Annotated in this window: 12 protein-coding genes; 5 read left to right on the top strand and 7 right to left on the bottom strand. The window is 69.0% G+C overall.

Features of this window, described 5'->3' with window-relative positions:
- Positions 1 to 24 precede the first annotated feature (24 nt).
- On the bottom strand, positions 25 to 276 hold the full coding sequence (locus CRP49_RS35715) for a hypothetical protein (RefSeq protein ID WP_097257032.1): 252 nt from the start codon (positions 274 to 276) through the stop codon (positions 25 to 27).
- Between the two features lie 503 nt (positions 277 to 779).
- Between CRP49_RS35715 and CRP49_RS35710 the strand changes: the two genes are divergently transcribed.
- Positions 780 to 2,039 (top strand): hypothetical protein, encoded by a 1,260-nt coding sequence (locus tag CRP49_RS35710; protein WP_143670053.1) that lies wholly within the window; start codon positions 780 to 782, stop codon positions 2,037 to 2,039.
- Between the two features lie 269 nt (positions 2,040 to 2,308).
- On the opposite strand, the gene CRP49_RS35705 is transcribed toward CRP49_RS35710, so the two are convergent.
- The 6 genes from CRP49_RS35705 to CRP49_RS35675 form a co-directional block, all read right to left on the bottom strand.
- Positions 2,309 to 4,951 carry an RICIN domain-containing protein gene (locus tag CRP49_RS35705; protein ID WP_373560411.1) on the bottom strand — a complete coding sequence of 881 codons (2,643 nt, stop codon included), beginning with the start codon at positions 4,949 to 4,951 and terminating at the stop codon, positions 2,309 to 2,311.
- Positions 4,952 to 5,620: 669 nt separating this feature from the next.
- On the bottom strand, positions 5,621 to 7,066 hold the full coding sequence (locus CRP49_RS35700; protein WP_218892984.1) for an alpha-L-fucosidase: 1,446 nt from the start codon (positions 7,064 to 7,066) through the stop codon (positions 5,621 to 5,623).
- Complete coding sequence (locus tag CRP49_RS35695; RefSeq protein WP_097257725.1) at positions 7,063 to 8,553, bottom strand: glycoside hydrolase family 43 protein; 1,491 nt, start codon at positions 8,551 to 8,553, stop codon at positions 7,063 to 7,065. The genes CRP49_RS35700 and CRP49_RS35695 overlap by 4 nt, the downstream gene beginning before the upstream one ends.
- A gap of 173 nt (positions 8,554 to 8,726) precedes the next feature.
- The gene (locus tag CRP49_RS35690) at positions 8,727 to 11,762 is read right to left on the bottom strand and encodes a glycoside hydrolase family 2 TIM barrel-domain containing protein (RefSeq protein ID WP_097257028.1); all 3,036 of its coding nucleotides are present in this window, start codon (positions 11,760 to 11,762) and stop codon (positions 8,727 to 8,729) included.
- A 640-nt stretch (positions 11,763 to 12,402) separates the two neighbouring features.
- A complete protein-coding gene (locus CRP49_RS35680; protein WP_257033617.1) occupies positions 12,403 to 13,986 on the bottom strand; it encodes a cellulase family glycosylhydrolase in 1,584 nt (527 codons plus the stop codon).
- 261 nt (positions 13,987 to 14,247) lie between these two features.
- Positions 14,248 to 17,193 (bottom strand): glycoside hydrolase family 3 protein, encoded by a 2,946-nt coding sequence (locus tag CRP49_RS35675; RefSeq protein WP_097257025.1) that lies wholly within the window; start codon positions 17,191 to 17,193, stop codon positions 14,248 to 14,250.
- A gap of 439 nt (positions 17,194 to 17,632) precedes the next feature.
- Here CRP49_RS35675 and CRP49_RS35670 point away from each other — a divergent pair, with 439 nt between their 5' ends.
- From CRP49_RS35670 to CRP49_RS47115, 4 genes are all read left to right on the top strand, one after another.
- Entirely contained in the window at positions 17,633 to 19,318 is a 1,686-nt protein-coding gene (locus CRP49_RS35670) for an extracellular solute-binding protein (protein WP_097257024.1), read from the top strand.
- Between the two features lie 80 nt (positions 19,319 to 19,398).
- The gene (locus CRP49_RS35665; RefSeq protein ID WP_097257023.1) at positions 19,399 to 20,406 is read left to right on the top strand and encodes a sugar ABC transporter permease; all 1,008 of its coding nucleotides are present in this window, start codon (positions 19,399 to 19,401) and stop codon (positions 20,404 to 20,406) included.
- Positions 20,403 to 21,344, top strand: coding sequence for a carbohydrate ABC transporter permease (locus CRP49_RS35660; RefSeq protein ID WP_097257022.1), 942 nt, complete (start codon positions 20,403 to 20,405; stop codon positions 21,342 to 21,344). Before CRP49_RS35665 ends, CRP49_RS35660 begins: the two co-directional genes overlap by 4 nt.
- Positions 21,345 to 21,455: 111 nt before the next feature.
- On the top strand, positions 21,456 to 21,653 hold the full coding sequence (locus tag CRP49_RS47115; RefSeq protein ID WP_097257021.1) for a hypothetical protein: 198 nt from the start codon (positions 21,456 to 21,458) through the stop codon (positions 21,651 to 21,653).
- Positions 21,654 to 21,683: the final 30 nt, after the last annotated feature.

The following is a 21,683-nucleotide window of genomic DNA, read 5'->3' as shown; positions in this document are numbered from 1 at the left end:
CTGGGAACCACTGCTGACGAAGGACTACCGCCGCCCTGCGACCAGGTACCGGGCCCGCCACTGCGGCAGACAGTCGTGCAGGTACAGCACGAAGGGGATCCACCAGATCAGATCGTTGGTGACGATGATGACGCCGGAGGCCAGGGGCCACTGCCCGGTGAGGGCCAGCCACAGCCAGCCGAGCGGTCCGAGGACCTTGCCGGCCAGGCCGACCGCCGCGACGGGGAGGCCTTCGGCGGGGCGTAGGGCCACGTCCAGATAGAGAAGCCCGTACATACTGGAGTAGCGACGGGTTCCCCCGCGCCGCTACGTGAGGCGTTCGGGCTGTTCACCCTGGTCAAGGCCTCCTGCGCGGGGTCCACTCGAAGTGGTGAAGTTTTGCCAGTTACTCGCAGATTCCGGGACTTCCGTAATTTGCGTGCCTGTGGTGGATTCCGAAACTCGCCGTTTCACGCTGATCAGCGGACGCGGCTCGCCCACCGGGCCCCCTGAGCAGGAAGAGGGCTTGGCGGACGTCCTCACCCTCCAACGCCCCAACATCCATCCCGCGTCGAGGGAGGCGGAACGCTCCCTCTACCAGGACACGCTCGCGGAGTACTGCTGGGCGCGGGACGTCGCAGGGCTCGCGCCGACAACGCTGAACCGGCTCGTGCAGCCGGTGATCGAGGTGTGCGCGTTCTACGATGTCCTGCCGTGGGAGCTGTCGCCGCGGCAGCTGGACCAGTACTCTGGGCGGCCTGTACGGGTATCGCCGCCTGCAGATCAAGCGCCGTGCTGGTGTGCGGGCGTCCCGCGCGGCCCGCCCCGTATCCGTTCATCTCGCCCTGGCGGGCCAGCTGGAGTTGTTCCATCTGCCGCGCGACTGGTCCCGGCTGGACGTTCGCCACCTTCCCGCGCTGACGCCCGCGGCCCGTAACCTGCTGAGCGGCTTCGTGGCCCATATCCGCAGCCGCGGCTGGTCGGTGGACCGCATGTCCTCGAGCATCCGTACCCTGCGTGTCCTGCTCGCCTATCTGGGAGCCGATGCGCCGCTGCTGGAGGAGGACGTGCGGCTCCTGGCCCGCCGCGACCACTTCGACGGCGCCCGAGTCATGAACTTCCTGCGCCTGACCGGGCGTCTCACCCCGGACCAGCGTTCCAATCCCCACCTGAGGCGGGCCCGGCGCGTGGCCGACACCGCCCCCGATCCCTTCCGCGGCCCGCTCCACCGGTGGATCGACGTCCTGTGCGGCCAGTCCGCCCGTCCCAGCCGAGCACTCGCACCCACGACGGTCAGTGCCTACCTGCGCCGGGCCGCGCCGGTGCTGAACACCTGGTACGAGCACGGGATCAGCGATCTGCGTGCCGTCACCCCCGCACACATCGAACAGGTCCTTGAGCCCGTCCAGGGAGAGGCGGCCAAGGGCCTGGCCACCTCGTTGCGTTCTCTCTTCCGCGCGCTCAAACGGGAAAGGCTCATCTTCCGCGATCCCGCCCGGCACGTCTGCCTCACCACCGCCCGGCCACTGCCCCGGCCCCTGCCCGACGACCGTCTGCACGGCACGCTCAGCCGCATCCCGCGGGTCCGCGACCAGCTCAGCTTCGTCCTCACCGCCGTCCACGCCCTGACCAACCACGACCAGCGCCACCTGCGCCTGGACGACGTGAACCTCAGCCGGGGCACGCTGCGCGTACGCCGCGCCAGCAAACCCGATCACACCGTCTACCTGGACGAACTGACCTTCCGCCTCACCCGGTCATGGATGACCGAACGACACCGCCGCTGGCCGACAACCGCCAACCCTTATCTGCTGGTGACAGCGCGCACCGCCGTCGACGACACCCACCCCATGGTCAACGCCGAGGCGATCAACAAACAACTGCGCCGCCTCGGACTCCAGATCGGCCGCCTGCGGATGGACCGCATCCTGGATGAAGCCCGGCACAAACCCGACCCCGTCCACCTCATCCGCCTGTTCAGCCTGTCCGCCCTCACCGCCATGCGGTATGTACGCGCCGCTCATCCCGACCGCTACCGCCCTGATCCGCTCGCCCCCTGAAAGGCCGCCGACATTGAGGCGATCACTAGGTGAGGTCTGGAGCTGGCACGCGTGCTCTCTCCCGTCTGCGCGCCGGGCAGGGCCGGCTGTGCGCGGGCTATCAGCAGCTGGTGCGGGCCGTTCACGTCCTGGAGGTCGAGAACCAGCGCTGCGCGAGTCGGCCGATGGCGACGTCGTTCGGTTACCACCCATCCCTCACCGACGCCCGGCTCGCAAAGGGCCCGTTGACGGAACGGCGCGGACCCGCCGCCCGTCCACGGGCCGATCGGTCAGGACGGGTCGCCGTACACCACGCCGCGGCCGTAGCTGCCCAGGTAGACCCGGCCGTACACGTCGGGGTCGCCGGTGATGATGCTGATGGCGCTCCCGCCGAACTGGTGCTGGTTGTCGTTGATCCGGACCCAGGTCGAGCCGCCGTCGGTGGAACGGAACAGCCCGGTCACGCCCTTGACCGTCCCGCTGAGGTAGAGGGCCTGGTAGCGGGCGCCCGGGGCCGCCTTGCCGAAGCCGACGCCACTCGCCTTCTCCACGCCGGCGATCTTGGTGAAGCTCGCCCCGCCGTTGGTGGAGTGCCGAAGTCCGTTGTACCGGCTGGCGATCCACAGGTCACCGGCGACGCCCGGAACCGCCTTGAGCTGCCCGTCATCCAGGCCGGTGGCGCGGGCGGTGAAGTGCTTCCCGCCGTCGGTGCTGGCGTACAGGGTGCCGCCGCTGAGGGCGTAGAAGGTGTTCGCCGCCAAGCGGTCGGCCACCACGGCCGCGTCCTTGGGCAGGCCGGAGACCGCCGCCCAGGATGTGCCACGGTTGGTGGAGAGGAAGGGCACCTGGCCCTGCGGGGTCCACACGACGGTTGCGCCGTCCGCTGAGACGGCCGTGGAACCGGAGGTCGCGTCGCCCGTCGGCGCCGCCGCGAACGGCGTCCAGTTCGCTCCGCCGTCGGTCGAGTAGGCGCCGTGCTGCTCGCCGCCGGAACCGACCCGCACGGAGAACTGCGGCTTGGCCTGGGCGAAGTCGATGCCCGTGGTGGTGGTGAACTTCGGCCCGGTCAGCGCCTTGGCGGGGACCTTGGTCAGGTCGTCGTGCCGGAATCCGCTGACGTCGCCGAGCGCGCTGATCAGCGGGAGGCCGGGCGGTTTGATCAGGCCGTTGGTCGCGGTCTCCTCCACCCCCTTGGCCGGGATCGTCCAGTGGGTGGCACCCCCGCGGTCGGCCGCGGTGACGTCGGTGCTGCCCCACATGCCCGATCCGGTGCCGTACAGCACGTGCCCGGAGTTGAAGGGGTCGATGGCCAACGCGCCCATCCAGTGCCCGATGCCGGTACCCACGTAGGGCGCTGCGGAGTCGTTGCGCACCGAGGTCGCGCCCAGCGCCTTCCAGGTGGCGCCGCCGTCGGTCGACCGGTAGAGCTCCTCGGAGGGCCACCAGTGGTTCAGGGTGGTGACCATCACCGTGTCCGGGTGCCGGGCGTCGACCGCGAGGCCGGCGAAGCCGTAATTGCCGCTGGCCGGCGAGATGTTCTTCCAGGCCCCGGTGGCCGGCGTGTACTTCCACACCGATCCGGCCGTCACCGGCTGCGGGCCCGGCCCGTTGCTGTACGTCAGGTACAGCGAGCCGTTGCCGGACAGCACACCGTGGTGCGGCAGCTGCCCGGTCGGCTGGCCGGAGACGGCCTGCCAGGTGCTGCCGCCGTCGGTGGAGCGGTACAGGGAGGTGGTCTTGTCCGCCACGCCCACGTAGATCGTCTTGCTGCCCGACGGGCCGAAGGTCACGAAGGACAGGCCAACGCCGCTGCTCGCACCGTCCTTGACGGGGAAGCTGCCGAGCTGGCTCCAGGTCTTGCCGTAGTCGGTGCTGCGCCACAGGCCGTTCTTGCGTGTGCCCAGGTAGAGCGTGCTGTGGTTGGACGGGTCCACCACCAGCCGCTCACCCATGGACCGGCCGTCCTCGTTGCCGCCCAGCTTGAACGGCAGGTTGGTGCGCTGGAAGGTCTTGCCCTGGTCGGTGGAGCGCAGGATCGCGCCGTTGCCCGCCCAGTCGTTGGTGTAGGTGCCGCTCGCGAGGTACAGGCGGTTCGGGTCGACCGGGTCGGTCGCCAGGCTCTCGATCCCCAGCAGGTTCCAGTCGTCACCACCGATCCAGTCCGTCAGCGAGGTCCACTGGCCGGCGGCCGTGTCCCAGCGGTACGCGCCGCCGACGTCGGTCCGGGCGTACAGCAGGTCCTTGCGGGTGGGGTTGAAGACCAGCCCGGTCACGAACCCGCCGCCGACGATCTGCGCGTTGTGCCAGGTGTACCCGCCCTTGCCGCCGGACACCTTCACCAGTCGCCACTGCTGGTTGGTGCTGCCCCGGTCGGCGTACTGGATGAGTGGCACGCCTGCGCCGCTGCCTCCGCCCCACACGTCCAGCGCCATCCCGCTCCTGCGGGAGACGAACGTCACCGCTCCACCGCCCACGTCCTTCATCCGCCACTGCTGCGCAGCAGAACCGTGGTCGGTCTGCTGCTCGACGGCGGCGAGCGACTTCGAAGAGGCGCCCTGCACCCCCATGACCTTGTGTGTGCTGCGGTTCTCCAGCTCGTAGTAGCCGTCCGCCGCCGGTCTCAGCCGCCACTGCTGGCTCGCGGCACCGGCCACGCGGCTCTCCTGTCGTATCCGGACGCCGTCCGAGGTGTCCGCCCCGGGCACGTCCAGCGCCTTGTCGCTGCGGACGGACACCAGCGTGTAGTAGACGTCGGGATCCACAGTCGCGGCGTTCGACTCGGTCTGCACGAACAGCAGGTAGGGGCCGACCACAGCGGGCACGCCCACCGCCAGGCCCAGCGCGGTCCAGCGCCGCCGGTGGCGCCCACGCGGGCGCCGCACGCCACTGGCCGCGTGGGCGCGCCGACTACGGCCGCTCGCCGTGGGGTCCATCTCGTTCATAAGGGGCTACTCCTTGCTTCACCCCCTGCCGCGCGCCCGTTCAGGTCGGCGGTGCATGGCGGCAGGCGGCATTGGGATCGGACGACACGTCGGTGTGATCGCCTTCTTGGTCACCCGTCAGTTGCCGCAGATCCGGAAAAGGTTGCCGCCCGCTCAGAAATTCGTCAGATGTGCGCGGCGGTCTCGGAAGCCTCCGCCGGAAAGCGGTAGCCAGGCGGCCGCCGGCTTGGCAGCCGGGCCGTACGGTGCCGCCTGACAGCACGTCTTCGCCGGCCCGTACAGCCACGCCACCGGCGGACGAGACGGCAAGGACGACACCTGCCCCGCCGACGCCAGGACCGCCGCAGGCGCCCTCGCGGTCCAGGGCGGCTTCGCCCCGACGGGATGAGGGGCACTCCGATCTCCGGCTCTGCAAGCTTCTCTCACGGCGACCAGGCGTCAGCCCCCGCATTGTCAAACGCGCGCCATCTCCAAGGACCGGGCCCGAGGCCCGCGCATCGACCGGACCAGCTACAAAGCCACCACCAGCATCGAAATCCTCGCGGCCGCAGGCCCTTGACGAGGTCCCCAGCCGCAAACTTCACGGCCCTCGAGCCAGCCGGGCACGAGGGGGAGGCGCGCACCGCGTCCCCGTGGCGCTCGCCTTCGCCGCGTCGCTGGTCAGGACTCCCCGGGGCTGACCTTCAGCACCGGCATCGCCGGGATCGGTGTGCCTTCGGGGAGGCGCACGGTCAGTTCGTGCGGGCCGCGCTCGAATTCCAGCGGATCGGGGTGGCCGAGCAGATGCACGGCGCCGATCCGCTGGTTGTAGAGCGTCAGGTCTCGGCCCAGAGAACGCACATGGATCCGGCCGTCCTGGGCGCCGCCGAGCGCCGTGACGTACAGGTGCTCGGCCCGCGTCGTGAACCGCAGGTCGGCGGGGCCGTAGCCGGGCTGGTCGTTCTCGGTGAACTGCCCTTCCTTGACCCGCGCCGGCCCTTCGCCGTAGACGACCCACGGCCGGCTGGCGTAGATCGCCTCACCGTTGACCGCGAGCCACGCGCCGATCTCCCGCAGCAGCTCGACCTCCGCCTCCGGAATGCTGCCGTCCGCCTTCGGGCCGACGTTGAGCAGCAGGCACCCGTTCTTGCTGACCACGTCCACGAGGAAGGCGAGCAGATCGGCGCCGCTCTTGTAGTCGTGCCCTTCGACATGGCCCCAGGAAGTGCGCGAGACCGCGGTGTCCGCCTGCCACGGATCAGGACGCAGAGTCGCACTCGCGCCGCGCTCGACGTCGTAGACCGCGGTGCCCGGGGCGAACGCGTCGTGCTTGTACGCCAGCACCGGCCCGCGCTGCCACGAGGCGGCCTTGTTGTAGTAGTAGGCGGCGAGCTTGGGCAGGTAGGGCTTGAATGCGGGCTGGTGGATCCACCAGTCGAAGTACAGCAGCTGCGGCTGGTAGCGCTCGACCAGTTCAGCGGTGCGCGCGAGCCAGTCCTCGAGGTACTGCGGGCTCGGCGGCAGCTCCTGAGGCTGGGCCGGGCCGTAGAGGTCGGCGTGGCGGCCGGCACGGACATCGGATTCGAACCCCATCCCGCCGTTCAGGAACCACCAATGCTCGGCACGGTGCGTCGACAGGCCGAACGCCATCGACTGCGCCTGCACCGCGGCTGCCAGTTCCCCGACGACGTCCCGCTGCGGGCCCATGGCGACGGCGTTCCACGGGTTGAGAGCGCTGTCGTACATGGCGAAGCCGTCGTGGTGCTCGGCCACCGGTACGACGTACTGGGCTCCCGCCTCGCGGAACAGGGCGGCCCAGGCGTCCGGGTCGAAGTTCTCTCCGGTGAGCTTGGGGATCAGGTCCTTGTAGCCGACCTTGTCCTGCGGGCCGTAGACCTCCCGGTGGTGCTCGTACTCCGGGGAACCCGGTATGTACATGTTGCGCGGGTACCATTCGTTCCCGAAGGCCGGGACACAGTACGGACCCCAGTGGATGAAGATCCCGAACTTCGCATCCCGATACCAATCAGGAACCTGATACCTGGACAGGGATTCCCAGCTCGCTCCGAAGGGGCCCTCCCCCAGGGTCTGGTCGACGGTGTTCAGAACGTCGGTCACAGTCGTCATCGAGATCCTCCGGAAACGTAGTCGAACCATTCGAAACGAACCGTGCCGGCCGTCGCGTACATGCCGATCACCCGGCCGGTGAAGCCGCCCGCCACTTCGGTGGACAGGTATCGGCCGTCGAGGGTGGCCAGGTCCGTGGCGGCGCCGCCGGGCTCGGCCACGCCGAACGACACGGTGTCCGGTCCGCCGCGCGCGTCCCGCGGCTGCTCCTCGGCGATGCGGACGGTGAGCTCGACCGGGCCGACCGGCAGGGGCCGGGATGCCACGACTGTGCGCAGCGGGCCGATGCGAGCCACCACCCGTACCTCGCCGTCAGCGACTTCGATCCCGTAGTGGTGGTGCTCGTCGAGCCGGACCGCCAGGCCGCCTTCGCCCTCCGTCGCGTCGATCAGGGCGCTGGCAGAGCACGACAGGTGCTGCTGGCGGCGGCCGACGAAGACGACGTCATCAGCGTCCAGCGACTCCCCTCTCGCCCGCAGGGTCAACCAGCCAGGCCGGTCCTGCGTGGTGACGAGTTCCTCGGGCCGGTCCCGCAGCGAGATCCACTGCGGCCGCAGCGCGCTGCCGTCGAAGTCATCGCGGACCGGCTCGGCCACCGGCTCTTGGAGCGGCCACGGGATCCCCGACAGATCTGTGACGACCTCGCCGACGACCGGCCAGCCGTTGATCCACTCGACGGGGGCGAGGAACGTTTCCCGGCCCAGGACGTGCCATCCGGGCGTGCCGCCGCCGGGCCGGGTCCCGAGGAACACCAGCCACCACGAGTCGTCAGGGCCCTGCACCAGATCCGCATGACCGGTGTTCTGCACCGGATGCTCGACGCCGCGGTGGGTGAGGATCGGGTTGGCCGGGTTCGGCTCGAACGGTCCGCTCGGCGACGGCCCCCGCGCGATCGACACGGCGTGCCCACGCTCGGTGCCGCCCTCGGCGATCATCAGGTACCAGTACTCGCCGATCCGGTACAGGTGCGGGGCCTCCGGCGCCCTGACACCGCGCGTTCCCGACCACACCCGCGCAGGCACACCAAGGGTTCGACCGGTTACAAGGTCCAGACGCACCTGCCCCACACCGGCCACGGTGCACCAGCAGGTGCCATCCTCATCCCACGCCAGGTCCGGGTCGATGCCGGGCACCCCGGGCAGCATCACCGGATCGGACCAGGGGCCGGCTGGATCGGTGGCGGTGACCAGCAGGTTCCCGCCCTCGCTGACATTCGTGGTGATCAGCCAGAACCGGCCGTCGTGATGCCGAAGCGTCGGGGCGTAGATCCCGCCGGACGACGAGGCCCGCGACAACCCCAGCTGGCTCGGGCGATCCAGCACGTTGCCGATCTGCCGCCAGTTCACCAGGTCGCGGCTGTGGAAGATCGGCACCCCGGGGAAGTACTCGAAGCTGGAACACGCGAGGTAGTAGTCCTCCCCCACCCGGCAGATGCTCGGGTCGGGATGGAACCCCGGAACGATCGGGTTCGAAGCGCTGTTGCCCACGATCAAGCCCTTCGGAGAGCAGTGGAGACCAGCGGAGAGCAGTGAAACTCTCCGGGAGAGTAATTGAAGCGATTCGATAGCGCGGTTAGACAGGATTCATCAGTGGATCTCGCCTTCAGGCGCGAGGTTCGGGATCCCAAAAACCTCCGTGCCGGAGCGCTTCGAAGCCCTCGTCAGTCGTCGTCGGGCACAGGCGTGAGAGTCAGCGCGAACTCGGCCGCGCGTGCGGTCAGCCGGTGCTGTGGCAGCACGCCCGGCCCCACGGCCGCGGTGCCGAGCCCCTGGACCGCGTGGTCCGTGTGCAGGTGGATCACGGGTTCGGGGATGAGGCCGGGTTGGTGGCGGGCCTCGGCGAGGTGCTGGTCGCTGTACCGGCGGACTGAGATGTTGAGCACGGGATCGCCCTCGATGCGCACACCGGTGCCGGCCGTTGCGGCCACTTCGGCCCAGCGCACATCGGCACGGTTGCCGTTCTCCTGTGGGCGCACGTACGGCGTCTGGAGCTCTTCGACCGTGGCGTGGAACCGCCCGACGCGCATCGCACGGCGCGAATCGGGGTACGCCTCGCCGGGACCCGCGCCGAACCAGGTGACCTCGCTCCAGCTCCCGGGCAGCAGCCAGCGCAGCCCGAGCCGGCCGAGGGAAGGGGCCTTGTCGCGCAGCCGCAGTTCTTCCTGCCGCTCGGCGGGGAGGTCGGGATCGACCATCGGTTCGTTGAAGGTGTCGCCGCGCTCGGGCCAGTAGCCGACCGGTTCGGTGGCCACGTGCAGCCGGAGCGCGTCGGCGTCGGCGGTCCAGCGATACGTGGTCAGGTAGGCCGAGCGCCCGGCGGCGCCGGCGCTGCGTACGACGACGGTGAGCGTGTGGGAGCCGGCGTCGAGCGATACGGTGCGGTGCTGCAGCCGGTGCAGGCCGAGCCCGTGCCAGTAGTCCGCGTCGTGCTGTGGATAGCCGCGGTCATTGTCGGTCGGAGCCCGCCACAGGTCGAGCCAGGGCCCTAGCACCGGCTGGCCGCCCAGGCTGAGCAGCGTGCCAGTGTGCGGGTCGAAGCGCCCCGGGCCCAGCGCGATCGCGTCGTCGCCGGGCTGCACGGCTGCCGGAGAACCTGCCAACACGGCGTAGGCCGGGTGGCGCGACGCCGCAAGCCGGACCTGCTCCCAAGCCACGGCGTGGCCGCGGGGCGCCCACGCCGTCGCGGCGGCCAGTTCGGCGCGCACCGTGAGCCACAGCTCGCCGTTGTGATCGGCCAGCGCCTTCACCTCGGAAAGCGGTACGTCGATGCTCTCACCGGCAGCGACTGGCGGTATCAAGAGCTCACCGTCCGCCACCGGTTCCCCGTCGGCCTCGACACTCCAGACGAACCGCAAGGAGGAGAGGTCCTGGAACTGGTAGCGGTTGTGGACCGTGATCACGCTGCCGTGCTCGGCAATGCTGAAGCGAACCGGCTCGATGACCTTCTTGTATTCGAGCAGTCCGGGCGAGGGCGTGCCGTCGGGGAAAACCAGGCCGTCACAGATGAAGTTGCCGTCATGCAGGTCCTCGCCGAAGTCACCGCCATAGGCGAAGAACTCGCGCCCCTCGGCGTCGACGGTTCGCAGGCCCTGATCCATCCACTCCCAGACGAACCCGCCTTGGGCGCGCGGATACCTGTCCCACAGGGACGCGTACTCTTCGAGCCCGCCAGGCCCGTTACCCATGGCGTGGGCGAATTCGGTGAGCAGGAACGGCTTGCGATTGCGCGGCTCGTCTGCGGACTCACCGTGCCCTTCGCGCCGGGGATAGAAGGTCTCACCGGGCAGCAGACCGCCTTTCGCGATCCGGGCGGCGTCAGCGGGCGTGCGGTACATCTCGCTGTAGACGTCGGTGTAGCGCGACAGGCGGTCGCCTTCGTAGTGGATCGGGCGGGACGGGTCGCGGTGGCGGGTCCACGCGGCCATCGCCTCCAGGTTCGCGCCGTCGCCCGCCTCGTTGCCCAGCGACCACGAGACGATGCTCGGGTGGTTCTTGTCCCGTTCCACCGTGCGTTGCATGCGGTTCAAGCACGCCTCCCGCCACACGGGATCGTCCGACGGATTGCGTGCCCACAGCTCGGGCCCGGGCCGTTCGAAGCCGTGCGTCTCCAGATCGCATTCCAGGACGACCCACAGACCGAGCTCGTCGCAGAGGTCGAGGAAGTCCGGATGCGGCGGGTAGTGAGAGGTGCGTACCGCATTGATGTTGTGCTGCTTCATCAGTTCCACATCGCGGCGCATCGTCTCGCGGCTGACCACCCGGCCCCGATCGGGATCGAACTCGTGCCGGTTGACGCCGCGCAGCACGACGCGCCTTCCGTTGATCGTCAGCACACCCTCGCCGTCGATCGCGACGGTGCGGAAGCCGATCCGCAGCTGAACCCGTTCGCTGTCGGTGGCTACTTCGGCGTCGTACAGGAAGGGGTCCTCAGCGCTCCACGGACGAACCGTGTCGAAGGTGAAGGGCTCCTCGACCGGCGCGGCTTCGATGCCGAGCTGCGGGATGCTGACCCGCGCCTTCGCGCCCGCGTCCGCATCCACATCACAACGCAGTCGTCCCTCGCCGGTCGCCGCGTCGTAGTCGGCGTGCACGAACACGTCGCGGATCCCGCCGACCGGCCGGGCCAGCAGCGTCACCTCGCGGAAGATTCCGGACATCCGCCAGGTGTCCTGATCTTCCAGGTAGGTGCCCGACGAGTACTGATTCACCCGGACGGCCAGCACGTTGCGGCCGGCGTGCAGCACGCCGGCCGCGTCGAACTCCACGGGCAGTTTGCTGCCGCGGCTCACGCCGAGTTCGACGCCGTTGAGCCACACCCGTGCGCAGGAGTCGACGCCCTCGAAGCGCAGGACCGCCGGGGAGCCTTCCCACGACGGCGGAAGGTCGAAGACCCGCCGGTAGTCGCCGGTCGGGTTCTCGTCCGGGACGAACGGCGGGTCCAGCGGGATCGGGTAGTTGATGTTCAAGTACGCGGGCCTGCCGTATCCGTGGAGCTGCCAATGCGAGGGCACCGGCAGCCGGTCCCACACGGCGTCATCGAACTCCGGTCCCTCGAATCCGTCCGTCTCGACCGCGGCGCTCGACGCCATTCGGAACGCCCACTCACCGCTCAGATCCATTCGATCGGCATCGGAACGCAAGGCCGCACGCGCCGTCACGGCGCCGCGTCCCGGTGAGTACTCTTCGAAATAGCGCATCGAAGTGCGACTTCCCTCTCTGTAGTCAATCGCTGGCAAGTCCCGAGCGCGGCCATGACGCGGCACGGCCGGGCGAAGCGATGGTGGTGGCGGGCTGGTGCCGCCACCACGTCGGCGTTTGCTGCTGGGAGGTTTTGACCTGCCTATCAGTAGATGCGAATGTCGGTCAGCGCGGCGCCGGCCCGTACGAGGACCGGAATGCGTTCCAGCGGCGCGGGAATCTCCACCATCCGGCCGGCTGCGGGCACCGGCCTCGGCGACCGGGGCGACCAACAGATCGGGACCGAGCAGGAATTGGTCCTCCACATCCCACGCGGCCTCGTCGGCGGGGAAGTCGAAGAAGAGTGGCCGCTCGGGGGCTCGCCCGCGGTGTGGGCCGCCTCCGCGAGTCGGTGGATGTACGGTCGCAGGCGTTCGCGGCTCGCCGAGCCGGTCGCCTGCCGGCGACCACCGACCTCCCCGTGAGCCGGGTGGCGGCGGATTCCGGGTTCGGGACGCTCAGCCGGTTCAACCCCGTCTTCACCGACGCGTGCGGAGCCCTCCCACACCATTTCGGCGCGAGCGGCGAGAATGGGGCCCGGCGCTGTGAAGTGGCCCGCTCCTGATCGGGAGCCGGGAGCCGGGCCTGAGGTGGTTGAGGTCAGGCGGTCGAGCCGGTGACCGTGGTGCCCGACTTGGTGACGGTGTACGTCGTCTTGGCGCCGCTCCAGTAGTAGAAGGTGAGCGTCACGGGCACGCCGTCGTTGATCGCTTTGAGGAAGTCGGGCGTCATGGTGATGGTGTTGCCCGCGGCGTCCGGAACAAACGAGTATCCGTACTCCTGGTACGTCGTCCAGGACGCCGGGCCGGCGCCGCTGCCGTCGGCGTACGTGGCTTCCATCTCCGCCAGTATGTCGCCGTTGAACCGGGTAGGGATGACCAGGCCCTTGGTGGTGTCTCCGGTCGCGTTCGCCTGAGTCACCGGGCCGTACGTGATGACGTTGATGGTCCAGGGCACTCCCTTGGAGAACCGGACCGTCAGCGTCGAGTCGACGCCGTACGCCTGGTTGCCGACCAGCCGGGCGACCGTGGCGGCGGTCAGCGTCAGCTGGTCGCCGTTGATGGTGTAGTCCGTGTCCTTGACCAGGTTCCAGTCGCCAGCGCTCAGTCCCCTGAAGGTGGTGCCGTTCAGGTTGAGGCTGATCGTCTGCGCCGTGATCGGGCCGGACTTGGGTATGAACAGCTGGTCCGAGGACGCCGTGCCCGAGCGTGTCTTCCAGCTCGACCGGATCAGCGCCCACAGGGCCGGGTCGCGGGGCTGGAACGTGCTGCGGTTGATGAAGTTGCCGACGTCCCACAGCGCGGTGGTCACGTGGTGGATCCGCGCCTCGTAGGCGAACATCTCGAAGAACTTCTTGCCTTCGCCCGGCTCGATGGCGTTGTAGTTGTTCCACCAGATCGGGTACTTGAACGTGCCGTACTCGCCCATGTACACCGGGACGCCCTTGGCGACGAACGTGTTGTAGATGCGGGAGTAGAGGTCGAGCATGTCCTGCTGAACCCGGGCGTCGAAGGTGTCGTATCCGGCGATGTTCACGGTGAACGGCCAGAAGCCGTAGTTGTGCACCGTGGCGACCAGGTTCGAGTCGTGCAGGGACGCGATCTCGGCGGCCAGGGCGTCCATTCCGTCCTGATCGTTGTTGATCGGGAACAGGACGAGCAGACGGGTGTCATTGCCGCCACCGGAGTGGCGCACGACGTCGAAGAACTCCGTTTGCAGCTCGTCCAGGAGCTTGCTGCTCTGGGCGGGCGTGGCGTTCTTGAACTGCGGCTCGTTGACGCCCTCGAACAGCAGCTTGCGCGGCTCGTCCTTGAACGTGGTCGCGATCTGGCTCCACGTCGCCTTGAAACGCGCCACCACGTTGTCGTGGTCGGTGGCCATGTTCTCGATCCACTGCCACGAGTCGTGATGCACGTTCAGATCGACGTAGAGGCCGTCCTCGACGGCCCAGTCGACCACCTGCTTGACTCTGGACATCCACTTCGGGTCGATGGTGTACGGCGCGGTGGCGGACTGGTGACCGCTCCAGGTCACCGGGATGCGGACGCTGCGGAAGCCCTGCGCCTTCAGGGTGTCGAACAGCTGCTTGGTGATCAGCGGCTGGCCCCACGAGGTCTCGTCCGGAATGGCGTCCATCGTGTTGCCCACGTTGAAGCTGGGCTGCATGGCCGCGACCGCGTCCATCGCCGGGTTGTGGGGGGCGGGCAGGACAGCGTCTTGCGTGGTGCTGTCGGGCGCGGCCGACGCGCCAGCGGGAAGCGTACCGGCGCCCAGGACCGTACCGGCGAGAAGGATGACACTGGCTGTGCCGGCGGCGAACCGCCATCGGGTTGCTGTGGCTTGTCGTCGAACGTGCCGCACGTTTTCCTCCATCGGGGGGCGCGTCATTTCAGAAGATGTGGAACACGGTGGTGCGGATCGTGTTCTTGCCAGGTCCCCCCGTACTCACCGCGTTCCGCCGGTGATCGCGGCCAGGTGGACACCGCCCCGCAGAACGAGATGCAGATCGTGCACCCCGGTCACCTCCGCGGACATCGGTGCGCTGACCGTGCGCCAGTCGTACCGGCCGTCGGTGCCGACGGGGACGTGGAGGCCGGCGAGCAAGGTGCCGGTACCGGGACCGCCGTCGGCGTAGATCTCGACGGTCGCGTCCTCTTCTGACGCACGGGACACCTCGGCCGTGATGACGCGCGGTCCGTCTGCCGGGCCGCCCAGGTCGACCGAGCGGTAGCGCAGTCCGCAGCAGGTTTCGCCGGTTGCCGGCGTGACGGCCTCGCCCTTGTCCCGGGTGGCGTCGACGAGCGTGCCGCCCACGCACTCGTCGAAGTCGACGGCTTCCAGTCGTCCGCCGATGAGGCTGCGGGCGGGGAGGGGCGGCCCCGTCACGGTGAGGGGTGCTGTCAGGGCGATGGCTTCGGCCGAGTGTCCGATCAGGATCTCGTACTGTCCCGGGTCCACGGCGAAGGCGCCGGCCGCGACGGACCAGTGGGCCAAGGCCGCGACGGGCAGGGCGAACTCCAGCCGCCGCCGTTCACCGGGGGCGAGGGAGACCTTGCGGAAGTCCGTGAGTCTGCGTCTGGGCGCGTGGTGGCGGGCGGCGAGTGCGCGGGTGTAGAGCTGGACGGTCTCGGTGCCCGTGCGCGTTCCGGTGTTGGTGAGTTCGACGCTCACGGTCAGGGTGTCGTCCTGCGCGGCTTCCCGGGCGGACAGCCGCAGGCCGGAGTAGGCGAAGCTGGTGTAGGACAGGCCGTGCCCGAAGGGGTACAGCGGTGCGGCGTCGTGGTACTGGTACGTCCAGCCGGCGCTGATGATGTCGTAGTCGAGGCGGCCGGGCAGCGGGTCGTCGCCGCGGTACCAGGTCTGTGGGAGCCGTCCGGAGGGTTCGGCCTCGCCGAGCAGGATCGCGGCGAGTGCACGGCCCGTCTCCTGCCCGCCGTGGGAGGTCCACACCACGGCGGGCAGGTGCTTGTCGGCCCAGGCGACGGCGTACGGGTAGCTGCTCATCACGACCAGCACCGACTCGGGGCGCTCGGTGGCGACGGCGCGCAGTAGGGCTTCCTGCGCGGGCGGCAGCGCGATGCCCGTACGGTCCTCGGTCTCACGGCCGTTGATGTGCGGGTCGTTGCCGAGGACGACCACGGCGACGTCCGCTGAGGCGGCGGCCGCGACGGCTTCGGCGATTCCGTCCCTGACGACTGTTCGGGTCCAGCGTTCCGCCTTCTCGGGGGCTTCGGCAGTGAGGGTCACCCGGCCGGTGGCGGGGTCCACGGCGGCGTAGCGGCCGTTGCTGATGTTGCGCAGCAGTTCCGTGCCGTCCGGCTGTGCTTCCAGCCGGAAGGTCTCGTGGACGAACCAGCCGTTCGGTTGCGTCTGGTCGGCGGCGAGGGTGAGGTCGTCGTCCTTGAGGGTGACGTAGCGCTCGGTGCGCGCGTTGCGGAGGGTCAGCACGCCTTCACCCCAGTCGAACAGGTCGTGGCAGGCGTTGTCGCCCGCCTCCTGCTCGTCCGAGGGAGCTCCGGCCACCATGGGCCCGCCGGGGTCGAGCGCCGGCACGCGCAGGAGGCCTCCGGTGGAGGCGGCGCGCAGCGTGATCCGGTCGACTCCCTCCGCGCGGACCGCTTCCGCGCCGCGCTCCCTGAGTGCCGCCCCGAGGCCGGTGGCGATGGTGATCCGGTACGGCATGGTGCCGCTGTACCAGTCCTCGAAGAGGGTGTCCGCCAGCGGACCGACGAGCGCCACGCGCCGGCCGGGGCCCGGTGGTGACAGCGGCAGTGCGCCGTCGTTCTTCAGCAGCACCACCGACTCCGTGGCGGCGCGCAGCGCGAGCGCACGGTGTGCGGGGCTGTCCACGACGTCGTCACGGATGCCGGCGTAGGGGTCGAGGTCCGGATCGAACTCGCCGAGGCGGAAGCGGATCGACAGGTGGCGTCGCGCGGCGCGGTCGATGTCGGCCTCGGTGAGCAGCCCGCGGTCGACCGCCGTGCGGAGTCTGCCGAGGGTGATGCTGCCGTCCTCGCGCTGTTCGGTGATGCTGTCGACGCCGGCGCGTACCGCCGCCGCGTGGGAGGTGGGGTGGTCGTCGAAGTAGTGCTCCGATTCGGCCAGGTTGGTCACGGCTCCGGCGTCGCTGCAGACGAACAGCTCGTGGCCGGTGGGCTCGGCCCAGCGTCGTACCTCGGTCTTGAGCAGTGGACTGACGTGGCAGGGGCGGCCGTTGATGAGGTTGTAGGCCGGCATGACGCCGGTGGCGGCGCCGGACGCGATCGCCGGGCGGAAGGCGGCGAGGTCGTATTCGTGCAGCACCCTGGGCGGCACCACGGAGGAGGTGATGTCGCGCTCATTCTCGTTGTTGTAGGCGAGGAAGTGCTTCAGCAGCGGTGCCGTGCGCAGATAGACCGGGTGGTCCCCGGCCAGCCCGTGGCAGAAGCTGACGGAGAGCCGGCCGGTGAGCAGCGGATCCTCCGCGTACCCCTCCTCGTTGCGGCCCCAGCGGGGGTCGCGCAGCAGGTTCACCACGGGGGCCCAGACCTGGAGGCTGTGCCGGTGGCCGTCGACGGCGGGGCGCTGGTGGAAGGCACGGGCCTCGGTGCCGACGGCCGTGGCTACCTCGTGCAGCAGTTCCTCGTCCCAGGTGGCTCCCAGGCCTATCGCCTGCGGGAACACGGTGGCCGGCCCAAGCCAGGACACGCCGTGCAGCCCTTCGGTGCCGGTCTTGAAGGGGGCCAGTCCGAGGCGGGGAACTCCTGGTGAGTACTGGTAGAGCAGCTCGATGCGCTCGTCGAGCGTCAGCCGGGAGATCAGGTCGTCGACTCGCTGTGCGAGCGGGAGCGCGGGGTCACGGAACGGCAGGTCGGTGACGGGCGGCTCGGGGCGTGTGGCGGCGGTACTCACCTGAGATGTCCCTTGCAGAAGGTCGAAGGAGAAGACGTGGGAAGCGTGGGCGACTGCGGGCCCGGGCGGCATACGGCTTTCCTCGATCGCACGGTCGCAAGTCGAAGCGCTTCGACATTGGCATGACGCTGAGTTGTGTGTCAATCACATGTCGTCCAGTTGTCGCAACTCGCTTTTACAGCGTTGGCGTCGCCCAGAAGAAGCAGCTCACCTGTGGAAAATCCGTAGGGAGGACGATGCGCCCCGCCACCTCGACCGTGCTCGTTACCAGAAAGTGACCTGACGGCCCGTTGTCGTGTCCGGTAACGCAGCCCTACTGTCACCGAACGTCGAAGCGCATCGATTCGGTTTCTCCCGCCCTCCCGACAACAGGCCGCCGGACCACTCAGCGTCGGCCCGCCCGCCGGTCGGACCCACGAACACGAAGGGCCGCAACGACATGAGCCTCGAGATGAACCGCCGAGCCGTCCTGCGAACGGCCGCCGGCGTAGCGGGCGCCGCCTCTCTCTCACCGCTGCTGGCCGCCTGCGGTGGCAGCGGCTCCGGCGCCGGGAAGGGCGGCACCAGCAGCAAGAAGGGCCTGGCCGCCGCGCTGCCCGCCTATGTGCCCAGTACGGTCGGCAAGCCTGACATCGCGTCCGTCAGATTCCCCAACGGAGCGGTCACGGAGCCGGGTTACCTCACTTTCCCCGCCGAGCCCGTCACCACGGTGAAGAAGACCCCAGGCAAGGGCGGTCACTTCACGTCCGCCACGCCGCTGTGGGGCGCCATCCCGCCCGTCGGCAACCAGTACTACGAAGCCATGTCCAAAGCGCTGGGCACCACGATCAAGATGCAGCCCGCCAACGGGAACACCTACGGCCAGTCCCTGGCCACCCTCTCCGCCTCCGGCGACCTCCCGGACTGGGTGCAGATCCCGACCTGGCTGAACGGGCAGGCGCAGACCGGTGGGCTGGTGGGCCGGCACCTGGCCGACCTGACGCCCTACCTGTCGGGCGACAAGGTCAAGGAGTACCCCAACCTGGCGGCCATCCCCAGCAGCGGCTGGATGGCGGGCGCCTGGGAGAACAAGCTCTATGGCATCCCGTGCTTCACCAGCGGCACGGCCTTCAACCAGGTCGTCTTCTACCGGCAGGACGTGTTCGAGGACCACGGCATCGACGCCGCCGACATCAAGTCCGCGGACGATCTGATGCGCGCCGGCAGGGAACTCACCGACGCCAAGGCGGGGCGCTGGGCGTTCGACGACATCTGGACGTACTTCAACTGCGCGTTCGGTGTGCCGCAGAAGTTCCGGGTGGACGGCGGCAAACTGGTCCACAAGTACCAGACGCCGGAGATCCTCGAGGCCCTCGCCTGGCACCACAAGCTGGCGAAGTCCGGCTTGATGAACCCGGACGCGCTGGCCGGCAACGTCAACGACAGCAAGACCCGGTTCTACGCGGGCAAGACCCTCATCATGGGCGACGGCATGGGTGCCTGGGGTGTCGGCGACGCGCAGTCGGGGCAGGCGGCGAACAAGAACTACCGGCGCGGCCTGCTGCCGGTCTTCGCGGCGGACGGCCACTCCAAGCCGTACGTCTACATCGGCGCGGGAACCGGGTACGTGAGCTATCTCAACGCGCGTCTGAAGCCGAGCCAGATACGGGAGCTGCTCTCCGTGGCCAACTACCTGGCCGCACCGTGGGGTTCGGCCGAGTACACGATGACCATCTACGGCGTCAAAGGCGTGGACTACAACCTGGTCAAGGGGGTTCCCGTCGCGACGCCCGCCGGGCAGAAGAACGTCCAGCAGGCCACGTATCCTTTCCTGGCCGCGTGCCCGAACACGGTGAACAATCCGGGTTACCCGGAGATCACCAAGGAGCAGTGCGCCTGGCTCAGGGCCACCGCGCCGTTCGCGGTCAAGCCGGTCTTCTGGAACCTGAACGTCACCGTCCCGGCCCGGTACAACGCCGCCGACACGGCGCAGGCCGTCGAGGACACCATCACCTCCGTCATCCACGGGCTCAAGCCGGTCTCGGCCTTCCAGGAGGCGGTCAGCACCTGGCGGCGCAACGGCGGTGACCGGCTGGTGGGCTGGTACCAGGACACGATCCTCGCCAAGTACGGCACGAACCAGTAGCGGTGAAGCGCGCTGTGACCAGGCCGCCGGCGCGACGCAGACCGCGACCCGGGCGGAACGAGCCGAGCCAAGGAGGACGGGTGCACACCACAGTCGTCGACGTCAGCCCGGACAGCCCGCACCACGAGCCGCGACGCAAAGCGGCCGGGCGCCGGGCGGCCCGGGCGGACTCCGCCCCGAAGCTCACCTTCATGATGCGGCTGCGCCGCGACAAGTCCCTGATCCTGATGACCCTGCCGGTCGTCGTCCTGCTGCTCGTCTTCAACTACGTGCCGATCCTCGGGAACATAGTCGCCTTCAAGTACTACGACCCGCTGGTCGGCGTGATCGACAGCGACTGGGTCGGACTGGACAACTTCCGCCAGTTGTTCGGCGATCCCCTCTTCTGGCAGGCGTTGAAGAACACCCTGGAACTCAGCCTCGTGCAGCTGGTGCTCTTCTTCCCGGTGCCGATCATGCTCGCGCTGCTGCTGAACTCGGTGCTCAGCAGCCGGATCCGGTCGGTCATCCAGTCGGTCACCCTGCTGCCCCACTTCTTCTCCTGGGTCCTGACGATCACCCTGTTCCAGCAGATGCTCGGTGGGGCAGGGTTGCTCAACCAGTTCCTGCGCAACCACGACATGACGCCGTGGAACATCATGACCGACCCGCACACCTTCCAACTGCTGGTCACCTCGCAAGTCGTGTGGAAGGAGTCCGGCTGGGGGATCATCGTCTTCCTCGCCGCGCTCGCCGCGATCGACCAGAACCTCTACGAGGCGGCGGCCGTGGACGGCGCGGGCCGGTGGCGCCGGCTGTGGCACATCACGCTGCCGGGCATCCGCGCGGTCACCGTTCTGATGCTGGTCCTGCGCCTCGGCAACATCCTCAGCGTGGGATTCGAGCAACTGCTCATCCAGCGGGCGGCGGTCGGGCACGACGCGGCCGACGTCCTCGACACCTTCTCCTTCTACTACGGCATCGCCACCAACAACTACGGCTACGGCGTGGCAGCGGGCATCTTCAAGAGCGTCATCTCCCTGCTGCTGCTGTGGGGCGCAAACAAGCTCGCACACGCCCTGGGCGAGGACGGACTGTACCGCCGATGACCATTCTCACCGCAGCCGCCACGGCTGCCCGCCGCCGCAACCCCGCCCGCCCGGCGTGGGAGGAGCCGCCGTCCGTCGCCGGTCAGGCCGGCAAGTCGGCCGTCCTCGTCGTCATCCTGCTCGCCATCCTGGTTCCGCTCTGGTCCGTGGTGATCACCAGTCTGTCCACCCAGGCAGCGATCAACGAGGCCGGGGGCATGGTCCTCGTACCGCATGACCTGACCCTGAACGCCTACGACACGATCCTGCACGGCGGCCCGGTCGCCCGAGCCCTCCTCGTGAGCCTCGGCATCACCGTCGTAGGCACCCTGTTCTCGATGGTGATCTCGGTGCTGTGCGCCTACGGGCTCTCCCGCAGGGGATCGCTGGGCCACCGCACGATTCTGATGCTGCTCATCGTCACCATGTTCGTCAGCGCCGGACTGATCCCCAGCTATCTCGTGGTCGTGGGACTCGGCGGCTACGACCAGTACTGGGCGCTGATCGTGCCGAGCGCGGTGAGCGTGTTCAACATCATCGTGCTGCGCGCCTTCTACTCCGGCACCGCCACGGAACTCATCGACGCCGCCCGGATGGACGGCGCCGGCGAGTGGCGCATCCTGTGGTCGGTGGTCCTGCCCACGTCGCGCGCGGTCACCGCCGTGGTCACGCTGTTCTACGCCGTCGCCTACTGGAACTCCTTCTTCAACGTCATGCTCTATATGCCGCTCGACAGCAGGAAGTGGCCGCTTCAGTACGTGCTGTACCAGTACGTCAGCCTCGGCTTCAACATGCCCGGCCAGACCAACTCCGGCTTCGGTGACGGAAAATCGCTGACGGCTCCGCTGTCGCTCCAGATGGCGGTGATCGTGCTGACGCTGCTCCCCGTCGTCGTCGCCTTCCCGTTCCTTCAGAAGCATCTGGCCAAGGGCATGCTCACCGGCGCGATCAAGGGCTAGGAGGACGCACATGACGCAGCGCATCACCGAACGCCTCGGCGGCCTCGCCTTGGGCGATGACCACAACCCCGAGCAGGGGACGGGCACGTCCGGCAGGAGGACGACCTGCTGATGCGCGAGGCCCGGGTCAAACTCGTCACGGTCGGCGTGTTCTCGCGGGCGCTGTTCGAACCCGAGGAGGGCCACGACGACTCCAGCACCTCCCTCATGCTCGCGGGACAGACGGCGGTGACACGTCACACCGACCACCGCCTCCCTGTCACCGGCCACGACCTGCTCACGGACGGTCGGTCGGCCCGGACGGGCTGACACCATCCGCCCACCCTCCCCGACCACGCC

This window comes from Streptomyces sp. Ag109_G2-15 (genome assembly GCF_900215565.1).
Classification (GTDB): Bacteria; Actinomycetota; Actinomycetes; order Streptomycetales; family Streptomycetaceae; genus Streptomyces; species Streptomyces diastatochromogenes.
Note: the sequence above shows the minus strand (reverse complement) of the source record. Positions and strands in the feature narration are given on the sequence as shown.